At 37.0% G+C, this 13,226-nt stretch carries 12 protein-coding genes; 7 read left to right on the top strand and 5 right to left on the bottom strand.

The window, feature by feature from the left end; translation table 11 throughout:
• Nucleotides 1-170: 170 nt before the first annotated feature.
• Nucleotides 171-575: a hypothetical protein gene (locus tag ACFSQ0_RS06390; RefSeq protein ID WP_379045794.1), complete on the top strand. Its 405-nt coding sequence runs from the start codon at nt 171-173 to the stop codon at nt 573-575.
• A gap of 294 nt (nt 576-869) precedes the next feature.
• On the opposite strand, the gene ACFSQ0_RS06385 is transcribed toward ACFSQ0_RS06390, so the two are convergent.
• A complete protein-coding gene (locus ACFSQ0_RS06385; protein WP_379045791.1) occupies nt 870-1,199 on the bottom strand; it encodes a thioredoxin family protein in 330 nt (109 codons plus the stop codon).
• A 191-nt stretch (nt 1,200-1,390) separates the two neighbouring features.
• On the opposite strand from ACFSQ0_RS06385, the gene ettA reads away from it, so the two are divergent.
• Nucleotides 1,391-3,085 carry an energy-dependent translational throttle protein EttA gene (gene ettA, locus ACFSQ0_RS06380; protein ID WP_379045788.1) on the top strand — a complete coding sequence of 565 codons (1,695 nt, stop codon included), beginning with the start codon at nt 1,391-1,393 and terminating at the stop codon, nt 3,083-3,085.
• 277 nt (nt 3,086-3,362) lie between these two features.
• Here ettA and ACFSQ0_RS06375 read toward each other — a convergent pair whose 3' ends face one another.
• Genes ACFSQ0_RS06375 through ACFSQ0_RS06365 form a run of 3 tightly spaced genes read right to left on the bottom strand, consistent with a single transcriptional unit; the run spans nt 3,363 to nt 5,783 of the window.
• Entirely contained in the window at nt 3,363-3,959 is a 597-nt protein-coding gene (locus tag ACFSQ0_RS06375) for a porin family protein (RefSeq protein WP_379045785.1), read from the bottom strand.
• Between the two features lie 4 nt (nt 3,960-3,963).
• Complete coding sequence (locus tag ACFSQ0_RS06370; protein ID WP_379045782.1) at nt 3,964-4,917, bottom strand: transketolase family protein; 954 nt, start codon at nt 4,915-4,917, stop codon at nt 3,964-3,966.
• A 20-nt stretch (nt 4,918-4,937) separates the two neighbouring features.
• The gene (locus tag ACFSQ0_RS06365) at nt 4,938-5,783 is read right to left on the bottom strand and encodes a transketolase (protein ID WP_379045779.1); all 846 of its coding nucleotides are present in this window, start codon (nt 5,781-5,783) and stop codon (nt 4,938-4,940) included.
• A 197-nt stretch (nt 5,784-5,980) separates the two neighbouring features.
• On the opposite strand from ACFSQ0_RS06365, the gene tgt reads away from it, so the two are divergent.
• The 5 genes from tgt to ACFSQ0_RS06340 all read left to right on the top strand — a co-directional run bounded on the left by tgt (nt 5,981) and on the right by ACFSQ0_RS06340 (nt 12,235).
• The gene (gene tgt, locus ACFSQ0_RS06360) at nt 5,981-7,111 is read left to right on the top strand and encodes a tRNA guanosine(34) transglycosylase Tgt (protein ID WP_379045777.1); all 1,131 of its coding nucleotides are present in this window, start codon (nt 5,981-5,983) and stop codon (nt 7,109-7,111) included.
• Nucleotides 7,112-7,115: 4 nt separating this feature from the next.
• Nucleotides 7,116-8,186, top strand: a complete 1,071-nt coding sequence (locus ACFSQ0_RS06355) for an LptF/LptG family permease (RefSeq protein WP_147860932.1) — start codon at nt 7,116-7,118, stop codon at nt 8,184-8,186.
• Nucleotides 8,187-8,274: 88 nt separating this feature from the next.
• Entirely contained in the window at nt 8,275-9,228 is a 954-nt protein-coding gene (locus ACFSQ0_RS06350; RefSeq protein WP_379045773.1) for an acetyl-CoA carboxylase carboxyltransferase subunit alpha, read from the top strand.
• Nucleotides 9,229-9,396: 168 nt separating this feature from the next.
• Nucleotides 9,397-10,941, top strand: coding sequence for a replicative DNA helicase (gene dnaB / locus ACFSQ0_RS06345; RefSeq protein ID WP_379045770.1), 1,545 nt, complete (start codon nt 9,397-9,399; stop codon nt 10,939-10,941).
• Between the two features lie 34 nt (nt 10,942-10,975).
• The gene (locus tag ACFSQ0_RS06340) at nt 10,976-12,235 is read left to right on the top strand and encodes an asparagine synthetase B (protein WP_379045768.1); all 1,260 of its coding nucleotides are present in this window, start codon (nt 10,976-10,978) and stop codon (nt 12,233-12,235) included.
• Here the strand turns inward: ACFSQ0_RS06340 and ACFSQ0_RS06335 are convergent.
• Nucleotides 12,232-13,188 (bottom strand): OmpA family protein, encoded by a 957-nt coding sequence (locus ACFSQ0_RS06335; RefSeq protein WP_379045765.1) that lies wholly within the window; start codon nt 13,186-13,188, stop codon nt 12,232-12,234. The two genes, ACFSQ0_RS06340 and ACFSQ0_RS06335, sit on opposite strands and share 4 nt — an antisense overlap.
• Between the last annotated feature and the right edge of the window lie 38 nt (nt 13,189-13,226).

The raw sequence follows: 13,226 nt of genomic DNA, 5'->3' as shown, positions 1-13,226 counted from the left end.
AAAAAGAAATCTTACAGTACGTATCTTGTGTGGGATGCCATATCTTTAGATTAACACCTTTTAAAAAAAACAGTTAAATACCGCTGATATAAAAGTTTGGTAACTAAAATCTCCACAAGAACAACAAGCAATAAAAGATCAAATTACTAATATGAAAAACACTTTTCCCAATGGCTGCAATTAAAATTTTAAGTTTACTATTGATTTTATGCCCGATACTTTCTTTCGGGCAAAAATCGATATATCCGAAAGACACAATCTTTATCCGCTATAATAATGATATACATTCAAAAAAGATTCTAAATCACCCGCAAAGGGGTAAAAATTTATATTTTAAAAATCTAGGGGTATATTATTCTTATTCAGAAAAAGCAGATACACTTTGTATAGAAAAGCTAAAAGATTATCAATTTTCTGATTTAGAAGAAATCAATGAAAAAAGAAACCGGTGGATTTTTGACAATAAAAGGCCTCCGGCCACTAGAAACGGCGTTTTCCAAACTTATGTGATTGAGGTGATTTCAGATAAGAAGTTTGTGAAGTATCCCGTAATCTGGAGGAATGAGCGGATATGACGATGCTTAGTAAATAGTTAAGGACAACCTTTCACTCTTTTAACATCTACTAAATATAACTATTTCTTTTAAGCTGTTTTTCTATTTGTTTCCGAATTACACTTAGTTCATAATAAAGCTAAGCATGTAATTCAAAAGCCTAAAGTAATTTAAGAGACTAGATAAGAGTGGCATCTTGTATATCTTAAATCGGTTGAAATTATTAAATCCTTTGTACGTTAGGCTTAAAACGGTATAACTTAAATCGAGAGACTTAAAAGCCTTTATTTAATGTGGAAGAGGTATATCTAAACATTAGTCGCTTTTCATTTGTTCATATAAAGTATATAAGCGCTCCACTTCGTTTATAAAAACGTGTACACTAACATTTCCTCCTTTACGGATGTATTCTTTTTGGTTAAAGAAAACCAATAAACAAGGAACTTGAAACACATGAAAATGAGCAGCGATTTCGGGGTGCATTTCGGCAGCTATTTCAAGAAACTCCATTTTAGGAAAGTTTTCGGTTACCGCAGCTCTAATTTTAGGCTTAAGACTGTGGCAAACACTGCATTGTTTTCCGCTAAAATACAATAATAGAGGCTGCCCTTTATCTATCTTTTGTTTTATATCAACTAACCGCATAGCGTTATTTTTACTACAAAAATAAAGTTTCTTTTCTTGAAGGCTTTATTATTTTCATCAACTTATTTTTTAGATATTTGCGTTAGCGATAGCAGTGACATCCTTTTTAGGTGTTTTACCTAAAAAGATACAACGAATAGCGCGACCCTAAATAGGGTAACGCCCAAATTAACAGCTTTAAATATATTATCATGGCAGATGACAAAAAGGTGATTTTTTCTATGTCTGGGGTAACCAAGACCTATAAAAATGCGAATACACCGGTATTAAAGAACATTTATTTGAGCTTCTTTTACGGAGCTAAAATCGGAATTTTAGGTTTAAACGGTTCGGGTAAATCTACTTTGCTACGCATTATTGCTGGCGAAGAAAAAAACTACCAAGGTGATGTGGTATTTTCTCAGGGCTACTCGGTGGGTTATTTACCCCAAGAACCCGAGTTAGATGAAGATAAAACCGTGCTTGAAGTGGTAAAAGAAGGGGTTGCCGAAACGGTGAAAATCCTTGATGAATATAACGCAATCAATGATCAATTTGCTTTGCCAGAGGTGTATGAAGATGCCGAAAAAATGGAAAAGTTAATGGATAAGCAAGCCAAGTTACAAGATGCGATAGATGCAAGCAACGCTTGGGAAATTGATACTAAGCTAGAAATTGCTATGGATGCTTTAAGAACCCCAGATTCTGATAAAAAAATAGGGGTGCTTTCTGGTGGTGAACGCCGCCGTGTGGCACTTTGCCGCTTGCTTTTACAAGAACCCGATGTGCTATTGCTTGATGAGCCTACCAACCATTTAGATGCCGAGTCGGTACATTGGCTAGAGCACCATTTACAGCAATACAAAGGCACGGTGATTGCTGTCACCCACGACCGTTACTTCTTAGATAATGTGGCCGGATGGATATTAGAATTAGATCGTGGTGAGGGTATCCCTTGGAAGGGGAATTATTCGTCGTGGTTAGACCAAAAGTCTAAACGAATGGCGCAAGAGCAAAAAGCTGCTTCGAAACGTCAAAAAACCCTTGAGCGTGAGTTAGAATGGGTGCGTATGGCGCCTAAAGGTAGGCAGGCCAAGCAAAAAGCACGTTTAAATAATTATGATAAGTTGCTGAGTCAAGACCAAAAGCAAATGGATGAAAAATTGGAAATTTATATTCCAAATGGTCCGCGTTTAGGTACAAACGTGATAGAAGCCAATGGTGTAAGCAAAGCTTATGGAGATAAATTGTTGTATGAAGATTTGAACTTTAATTTACCCCAGGCTGGTATTGTGGGTATCATAGGTCCTAATGGGGCAGGAAAAACTACTATTTTTAAAATGATAATGGGTGAAGAAACACCAGATAAAGGATCTTTTAAAGTAGGGGAGACGGCCAAAATTGCTTATGTTGATCAAAGTCATTCTAATATTGATCCCGAGAAAACCATTTGGCAAAACTTTAGCGATGAGCAAGAATTAGTTATGATGGGAGGTCGTGAGGTGAACTCGAGAGCTTACTTGAGCCGATTCAATTTTAGTGGAAGCGAGCAAAATAAAAAGGTTAATATGCTTTCTGGTGGTGAACGTAACCGTTTGCATTTGGCTATGACCCTAAAAGAAGAGGGCAATGTTTTGTTATTAGACGAGCCTACTAACGATTTAGATGTAAATACTTTACGTGCACTTGAAGAAGGATTAGAGAATTTTGCAGGTTGTGCCGTAGTAATCTCACACGACCGTTGGTTTTTAGATAGAATTTGTACGCATATTTTAGCTTTTGAAGGTGATTCGCAAGTATATTTCTTTGAAGGGAGCTTCTCTGATTATGAAGAAAATAAGAAAAAACGTCTAGGCGGAGACTTAATGCCAAAACGTATAAAATACAAACGATTAACACGCGACTAATAACTTAATTGATGGCGTACAAAAAAGGCTGTTTTATTTGAAAACGGCCTTTTTTATTTTACAGTAATTCTTACAAACGAATAATTGCCTTGCGTTAGGATTTTATTTTTTTAAATAGACCGATAAAGAGGAAAGCAACAAATTATGGGGAAGGAAAACTGTAATCAATTTTTTAAATTATCAATTGCATCCTAAGTACAAAATCGAGTAAAAAAATAGGCTCAAATTAAAGGTGCAATTTGAGCCTATTCATTAATTTAGTTGTAGCCTGTTAGCTTTAAAACTTAAAGGATAAACTTAGAATTAATTCACTTTGATCAATATTTAAGCGATTTAACTCTGGTGTATTGTCAAAGTTATTTTGTAAAAATTCAACCTCATTGTCGCTAAAGCCACGAGAGTAACGCAAATCTATACCAAAATCTCCCAACTGCACCCCAGCACCAGCGTGCAAGCCTAAGCTCCAATCTTCATTAGGTTTTTCTAAATCTTTATTACCAAATTTACTGTCTAGATTATACTGTAAATTGGGACCCGCAAAAACATGCAATGGACCTATCAGTTTTAAGCCTACTAAAACGGGAACGTCCAGACGTTGCAATTCAAAATCTACCCCGTCATATTCACTTTGTGTTTTGGTGTAAATTAGCTCAGGTCTTAAGTAAATGGGACTTAAGTTGATATTCCCAAAAACCCCAATGTGGTACCCAATGCCTGCTTCGGCTTCAAATTTGGCATCATTGCTCAGGTTTTTTAATTCGCCATTCGTGTTTTGACTTAGACCGGCTTTTACTCCCCATCCGTTTTCGTCGGTTTGTGCCCATCCGCTAAGGCATAGCAAAATTAGGATTAAGCTTACAAAATTTTTAAACATGGTTTTATTTTCTTTGGATTACTTTTTTACTTGCAGCAACAATAGACTTAGCATTGAGTCCGTATTTCTCCATTAATTGCTCGGGAGTTCCGCTTTCTCCAAAAGTATCCTTAGTGGCGATAAATTCCTGTGGGCTTGGGTGTTCTGTGCTTAAAACACGAGCTACACTTTCTCCTAAACCACCTAAATAATTATGCTCTTCGGCGGTGACTACACATCCCGTCTTTCTAACCGAGGCAAGAATGGCATCTGCATCAAGCGGTTTTATGGTGTGTATGTTAATCACTTCTGCCGTAATTCCCTCTTTTGCTAAGGTTTCGGCTGCCTGTAATGCTTCCCAAACTAAATGACCTGTTGCTATTATTGTAACGTCGTTTCCTTCGGTTAATTGTACTGCTTTACCAATTTCAAAATTTTGGTCTTCTGGAGTAAAATTAGCTACTTTTGGTCTTCCAAAACGCAAATAAACAGGACCGTCGTGTTCAGCAATAGCTAAAGTTGCTGCCTTGGTTTGATTATAATCACAGGTATTAATTACCGTCATACCTGGTAACATTTTCATAAGCCCCAAATCTTCTAAAATTTGATGAGTGGCGCCATCTTCGCCAAGCGTTAGACCAGCGTGTGAAGCACAAATTTTCACATTTTTACCCGAGTATGCCACACTTTGTCTAATCTGGTCATACACACGTCCTGTTGAAAAGTTTGCGAAAGTACCAGTAAAAGGAATTTTACCGCCTATGGTCATACCTGCCGCCATTCCAATCATATTTGCCTCTGCAATGCCCACCTGAAAGAAGCGCTCTGGGTGGTTGTTTTTAAAAGCATCCATTTTTAGTGAACCCGTAAGGTCTGCACAAAGGGCCACCACATTTTCATTCTTTTTTCCTAATTCTTCCAAACCGGCTCCAAATCCAGAACGGGTGTCTTTTTTGCCAGTGTCTATATATTTTTTCATGATTTTGTCCTTTTTAAAAATTAATAATCGCCTAAAGTTTCTGGGTTTTGCGCAAGGGCTTTTTCAAGTTGCTCATCATTAGGAGCTTTACCGTGCCACTCGTGCGTATGCATCATAAAATCAACTCCGTTACCCATTACCGTATGCAACAAAATACAAACCGGCTTTCCTTGACCTGTTTTTTCTTTTGCATCTTGCAATCCTTGAATTACTTCGGTAATGTTGTTTCCATTTTTAACCTCTAAAACTTCCCAGCCAAAAGCCTCAAACTTATCTTTTAAATTACCTAAAGGTAACACACGATCTGTAGAGCCATCTATTTGCTGTCCGTTTAGATCAACGGTTGCAATTAAATTATCAACTTGGTTACCGGCCGCATACATTATGGCTTCCCAATTTTGCCCTTCTTGCAATTCGCCATCACCGTGTAGAGAGTAAACCAAGTGTTTGTCTTTATTTAATTTTTTAGTTTGAGCTGCTCCAATGGCTACAGACATTCCCTGACCAAGCGATCCCGATGCAATGCGTACTCCTGGTAAATTTTCGTGGGTGGTAGGGTGTCCTTGCAATCTAGAATCTATTAACCTAAAGGTGTTCAATTCATCAACGGGAAAAAATCCGCTTCTAGCCAAAACGCTATAGTAAACAGGCGAGATATGTCCGTTTGATAAAAAGAAAAGATCCTCGTTTTTGCCATCCATTTTAAAATCGGTGGAATAGTCCATAATTTCTTGGTACAAAGCCGTAAAAAATTCTGCGCAACCTAGAGAACCGCCAGGGTGTCCCGAGTTTACCTTATGTACTTGCCTGAGAATATCTCTTCTTACTTGCGTAACAAAATCTTCTAATTGTGTTGTGTTTGCCATTGTTGTGTGGTTTAAAATCTGTTTGCGCAAAAATACTTTTATTTGTAGGCAATTGAAAATAAAAGTAAATAAATGTAAGTTTGGTTTTAGTTTTCTTTACGGAGGGCAATCCGTACAGGGATAAAAGTTAATAAATGAAACAAGGATCAGTTTGCTTTTAAGAAATTAATTACCTTTGCCCATCTAAAATTTTATGCATGCAATTTAAGCTTGAAGCGAATGATGTGGGTAGCAAGGCTAGAGCCGGAACAATAACCACAGATCACGGAAGTATAGAAACGCCCATTTTTATGCCCGTAGGCACCATTGCTACGGTTAAAGGGGTGCACCAACGTGAATTAAAAGAAGAAATAAATCCCGATATCATACTGGGAAATACCTACCATTTGTACATGCGTCCACACACCGATATTTTACAAAAGGCAGGGGGCTTGCATAAATTTATGAACTGGGACAGGAATATTCTTACCGATAGTGGTGGGTACCAAGTTTATTCTCTGTCGGCTAACCGAAAGATAAAAGAAGAAGGGGTTAAGTTTAAGTCGCATATAGATGGCTCTTACCACTTTTTTACTCCAGAAGGCGTAATGGATATTCAGCGCCAAATTGGGGCCGATATTATTATGGCCTTTGATGAATGCACACCCTACCCTTGTGACTATAATTATGCTAAGCGGTCTATGCATATGACACATCGCTGGTTAGAGCGCTGCTTAAAGCGATTTCACGATACTCCGCCTTTATATGGTTACGAGCAAACCTTATTTCCTATTGTGCAGGGAAGCACTTATAAAGATTTAAGGCAGCAATCTGCAGAATATATTGCCAATGCCGGTGCTCCAGGAAATGCAATTGGTGGCCTGTCGGTTGGTGAACCCGCCGAAGAAATGTATGCGATGACCGAGGTGGTAACGGCCATTTTACCCGAAGATAAGCCACGTTATTTAATGGGAGTAGGTACGCCTATTAATATTTTGGAGAATATTGCGTTAGGAGTAGATATGTTTGACTGTGTGATGCCTACGCGAAATGGAAGGAATGGTATGTTATTTACCGCTCACGGTACCATAAACATTAAAAATAAAAAATGGGAAGATGATTTCTCTCCCTTAGATGAAATGGGTATTACTTGGGTAGATACGGCCTACTCTAAAGCATATGTTAGGCACTTGTTTAGTGTGAATGAAATGCTTGGCAGGCAAATTGCAACCATTCACAATTTAGGATTCTATTTGTGGTTGGTACGCGAAGCTAGAAAGCATATTTTAGCCGGTGATTTTACAAGTTGGAAAAATCAAATGGTCAAGCAAATGGATAAAAGATTATAAGCGAGTGAAAATATTAGATTGGTACATACTTAAACGTTATCTAGGTACATTTGTCATGTTGCTTTTATTGTTTATCCCCATAGGAATAACAGTAAATTTAGCCGAAAAAATTGATAAAATACTAGAAAATGAAGTGCCTTTTATAGAGGTGCTTTATTACTATATTGATTTCACCGTTTATTTTGCCAATTTACTTTTCCCTTTATTTTTATTCTTGTCGGTAATATTTTTCACCTCAAAGCTGGCTAATAATACAGAGATAGTAGCCTTTTTAAGTTCTGGTGTTTCATTTACTCGCTTTTTGCGCCCTTACCTCATTGGAGCTACCATTGTTTGTATAAGCGCTTTAGTTTTAAGTATGTATTTGGCACCAAATGCAAGCCAAGGGTTTAATGAGTTTAAATGGAAGTATCTAAAACGTGGTAAATCAGCTCAAGAAACCCAAGATGTATTTCGGCAAATTAATGATAATGAATTTATTTATGCGACTAATTTTGATCCAGCTACCCAAACGGCACGTAATTTTACCTTAGAGCATTTTGAAAACAACCAATTAAAATTTAAGATAAGTGCCAGTAGGCTTAAGTTTGACGATAGTATTTTTGTACTTAATAACTATGAAAAACGTATTGTGGGGCAGCCCAATGACCGTTTGATAAGTAAAACCAAATTAGATACCTTATTACCATTTGAATTTGATGCGCTTACCCCTGTAGAATATATTGCCGAGACTCTAAATTTTAATGAGCTTAACGAATTCATCGAACAGGAGAGAAGACGTGGTTCAGCCAATATCAATCGGTATCAAGTAGTGGCATATAAACGTTTAAGCTTACCTGTTTCTGCCTATATTTTAACCATTATAGCGGTATCGGTATCTTCGGTTAAAAGAAGAGGGGGGATGGGCGTAAATCTGGCTATAGGAATTGCAATAGCTTTTATATTTGTCTTTTTTGATAAGGTTTTTGGTACTATTGCAGAGCGGTCAACCTTTAGTCCATTGCTCGCCGTATGGTTGCCTAATATTGTCTTTGGAATCTTAGCTATCTTTTTGCTGCAAAAAGCAAAACGATAAAGTTTATAATTAATTTGGGTTAAGCTGAAGTGCATCGTAGAAGTTTTATATATTTGCTTACTAAAAACTACAAAAGCCATACCCGATTATGGAATATTTAGAATTTGAAAAACCAATACAGGCCTTGCAAGAGGAGTTTAATAAAGCTTGCAAAATAGGAACAGATAATGACGTAGATGTTTCTGAAACCTGTCAGCAAATAGAGAAAAAACTCAAAGAAAAAAAGAAAGAAATTTATAAAAATTTAACCGCTTGGCAGCGGGTTCAACTTTCGAGACACCCTAATCGCCCTTACACCTTAGATTATATTCAAGCACTTTGCGGCGATACTTTTTTAGAGTTACATGGAGACCGTACAGTAGCCGATGATAAAGCTATGGTAGGTGGTCTAGGTAAAATAGGCGAGCAAAGTTTTATGGTTATCGGTCAACAAAAAGGAACCAATACCAAAACTAGACAGTACAGAAATTTTGGAATGGCCAATCCAGAAGGTTACCGTAAAGCGCTTCGTTTAATGAAATCTGCAGAGAAGTTTAACTTACCGGTGGTTACTTTTATTGATACTCCAGGAGCATACCCCGGTTTAGAAGCCGAAGAACGCGGACAAGGAGAAGCTATTGCGCGTAATATTTTAGAGATGACACGCCTTCAAGTTCCTGTTATTGTTGTGGTTATAGGAGAAGGAGCAAGTGGTGGAGCTTTAGGAATTGGTGTTGGTGACAAAGTGATGATGCTAGAAAACTCTTGGTATTCGGTAATTTCTCCAGAGAATTGTAGTTCTATATTATGGCGCAGCTGGGATCATAAAGAGCAAGCAGCAGAAGCGTTAAAGTTAACCGCTAAAGATGCCAAAAGACTTAAAGTTATTGACTCGATTATTAAAGAGCCTTTAGGCGGAGCACATGCCGATAGAATTGAAATGGTAAAAACTCTAAAAAAGATAATTTTAGAATCTTATGCCGAACTAAAAGAGTTATCCCCAAAAGATTTAGTGAAATCTAGAATGGATAAATATTTGGCAATGGGTACATATAAAGACTAAACACCCATATACATAGTAATGGCTAAATCCGAAGATTTTCTCTTCGGATTTTTTTACCTTTATTAACAGAAAATAAAAGTTATTAACAGTTGATTAGTTGATAACCTGTTGACTTTAGAAAATACAATTTGGCGCATTAGCCTTATAATTTTTGTTACATTCGCACCTATGGAAAACGTCAAGAAAAATAAACCTTATACCCAAAAAAACCAGGATATTATATCACTGCAAAAAGGAAAAATACCTCCTCAAGCTGTTGATTTAGAAGAGGTTGTGTTGGGTGCTATGATGATTGATAAGAAAGGTGTAGATGAGGCTATTGATGTTTTACACCCTGATGTTTTCTATAAAGAAGCGCATAAATACATTTTTGAGGCTATTTTTAAATTGTTTCAAGACAGTCAACCAATTGACTTATTAACAGTTTCTAACCAGTTAAAGAAAGATTTGCGACTTGAAGTTTGTGGAGGCGATTATTATCTGATTCAGTTAACGCAAAAAGTTTCTTCTTCTGCTCACATCGAGTTTCATTCCCGCATAATACTGCAAAAATATATACAACGTAGTCTTATAAAAATATCAAGTGAGATCATTGAAGATTCTTATGAAGAAAGTACAGATGTTTTTGATTTACTAGATAAAGCTGAATCTAAATTGTATGAGGTTACGCAAGGCAATATTAAAAAATCATCAGAAACTGCGCAAAGTTTAGTTATTCAAGCTAAACGCCGAATTCAAGAAATTTCAAACCGTGAAGGCTTAAGTGGTATTCCTACAGGTTTTACCAAATTAGATGAGCTAACCTCGGGCTGGCAACCTTCAGATCTTATAATCGTGGCAGCTAGACCTGGTATGGGTAAAACGGCGTTAACCTTATCTATGGCTAGAAATATAGCCGTAGGTCAAGATATTCCTGTGGCATTCTTTTCATTAGAGATGTCATCTGTTCAATTGATTACTCGATTAATATCATCAGAAACAGGACTTTCATCAGAAAAACTAAGAACGGGTAAATTAAAAACGCACGAATGGGAGCAGCTTAATGTAAAGGTAAAGGCCTTAGAGAAAGCTCCGCTTTTTATAGATGATACCCCTTCGCTATCAATTTTTGATCTACGTGCTAAAGCCAGAAGGTTGGCCTCTCAGCATGGTATTAAATTAATTGTAATTGATTATTTGCAATTAATGACAGCAGGAGGTACGCAAAAAGGAGGAAACCGTGAGCAAGAGATTTCAACCATTTCACGTAACCTTAAAGCTTTGGCAAAAGAACTTAATGTACCGGTAATTGCCTTATCTCAGTTATCACGTGCTGTCGAGACACGTGGCGGGAGTAAAAGGCCATTACTGTCTGATTTAAGGGAGTCTGGAGCTATTGAGCAAGATGCCGATATAGTTTCGTTTATCTATAGACCTGAGTACTACAAAATAGATGAATGGGATGATGAAGAGCAATCGCCTACAGAAGGTCAAGCCGAATTTATTATCGCTAAGCATCGTAATGGAGGATTAGATAATATTCGTCTTAAATTTATCGGAGAATTAGGTAAATTTGATAACTTAGATCAATTCGACTTTCCATCCGAGATACCCTCTAGTATGAATACAGAAGCAGATGAAGATAGCTTTCCTGGCGGAAATTTTCCATCGGCCTCGGCAGCTTTCGGTTCACCTGATTTAGACGCAGACGACGAAGATTCAGTACCTTTTTAATTATTAATACGCTTTTCTTTGTATCTTTTGGGCTATGAAAAAGATGCTATTATTATTTAGTTTTTTAAGCTTATGCTTTTCCGCGAAAGCGAGCTATCTTTTGATCCCTATGGATGATGTAGGACAAAAGGATCATTTAAAAGCCTATGGTGTAACCTATTGGGTTTTAGAGCAGCAAATCAAGGTGAAATGGTTACTCAATTATAAAGGCGGGTCTTTTTTAATTCCAGATTTAGAAGAAATAAGACGAGAATGTCAAATTCGTGGTGTTTCATTTGAATTGTTAAGTGATGCCAAAACCCAATCTATTCTCGATTTTATTGACAGTCCTTCACAAAATATGGATGCTGTGGTTTTAGAGAAGGCGCCAAAAATTGCTGTATATACACCAGAGGGTCAAGCGCCTTGGGATGATGCAGTAACCATGGTGCTTACCTATGCAGAAATACCTTATAAAACCGTTTATGATACAGAGGTGCTACAAGATGAACTATTACTTTATGATTGGTTGCATTTGCACCACGAAGATTTTACAGGGCAGTATGGTAAATTTTATAGAGCATATCGGGCTACACCTTGGTATATCGAGGAGAAAAACCAAGCTGAGGCTCTAGCGACTAAATTAGGTTTTAATAAGGTTTCTCAAGCTAAACTAGCGGTCGCTAAAAAAATTAGAGATTATGTTGTGGGGGGAGGTTTCATGTTTGCCATGTGTAGTGCAACAGATAGTTTTGATATAGCCTTGTCTGCCGAAGGAATAGATATTTGTGAACCTATGTTTGACGGTGACCCGAGTGATCCTGCCTATCAAAGTAAAATCAACTATTCTAATACCTTTGCTTTTACGGATTTTATTTTGGAGCGTAGCCCAATGGTGTATGAATTTTCAAGTATAGACATGACCAGTAAGCGAAAAATAAAAAAGGAAGTAGATTATTTTAGCTTGATGAATTTTTCGGCTAAATGGGATCCTATTCCGAGTATGCTTTGCCAAAACCATACTGCCTTGGTCAAAGGGTTTATGGGGCAAACCACTTCTTTTGACCCAAACACTATAAAACCAAATATTTTAGTGATGGGGAAAAATAAGGTAAATAATGAGGCACGTTACATTCACGGTATTAAAGGGAAAGGCTTTTTTACTTTCTATGGTGGTCATGATCCTGAAGATTACCAGCATAAAGTAGGAGACCCTAAAACAGAGTTATCTTTGCACCCTAATTCTCCGGGGTATCGTCTTATACTAAATAATATACTTTTTCCTGCCGCTAAAAAGAAAAAGCAAAAAACCTAAGGAGCTTTATAAAAAGACTCGTGCGGTAAAACAATAATTTCTACCCGCCTGTTTTTTTGTTTATTGCTGGGAGTATCATTGGGTGCTACCGGCTTTTGCTCTCCATAGCTTTCGCTTTTAAAACGGTAAGCGCCTAAGGGGTTTAGTTTGAATTTTAAAAATTTTTCTACTTCTCGAGCTCGATTTAATCCTAAATTATGATTATACCTGCTGCTAGCATCACTATCAGTATGTCCTGCAATTACGATTTGTGCTTTGGGTATTTTTTTAATGATATCTATAAAATCGTTTAGTTTATTTAATGCTTGACTTTTTAGATTATGGGAATCGGTATCAAATAGTAAATGTGCCTTCACATTCAACTTTAAAACGGCTCCAATAGTACCTACTGCATCTATGTCTGCACCGGCCGTTGGGCCACTACAAAAGGAGGCTAAATCTTTAATTTTTACATAATAATAAATCTTTTTTTCTTCTTCTTTTTCTACTGCTGAGGCAATATCTATTTGCGATGCTCCACCTTCTACACGTCCAATAGTTACCCACTCTTTGGCATCGCTAGAAATGGCAATCTCAAAGGCTTCTATGGAGGGGCCTATTTCAAAAAAATATAAATCGGGTCCATCTATATCAATAAAACCGTTGTCTGTAAATGCTACGATGAGCTCACCCTTACATCCAATTGAGACATAGGATTGATCGAGGTACTTCTTATAATCTGGTTCTCCTAGAGCTGCTTTTGGGTTGGTATACTTTTTTAAGGCTTTAGGTTCACCTTCTTTAAAAGAGATAATAGCATCTGCAAATGCCACATTGCCTAGCGGTACATAAATTTCGGTATTATTCTTTAAGCGATACATTTGCTTAAATTTGATATGATCTAGCGGTACCTGAGCAGTACTACAAAGGAAGGATAGGAGTGGAAATAGCGTAAGAAGCTTTTTATTTTTCATAGTTTAAAGATACGATTTTTGACATTCTTTACGCTATA

Source organism: Mesonia sediminis (genome assembly GCF_042684705.1).
GTDB classification, from domain to species: Bacteria; Bacteroidota; Bacteroidia; order Flavobacteriales; family Flavobacteriaceae; genus Mesonia; species Mesonia sediminis.
The sequence above is the reverse complement of the archived record's forward strand: the minus strand, read 5'-3'. Positions and strand labels throughout refer to the sequence as shown.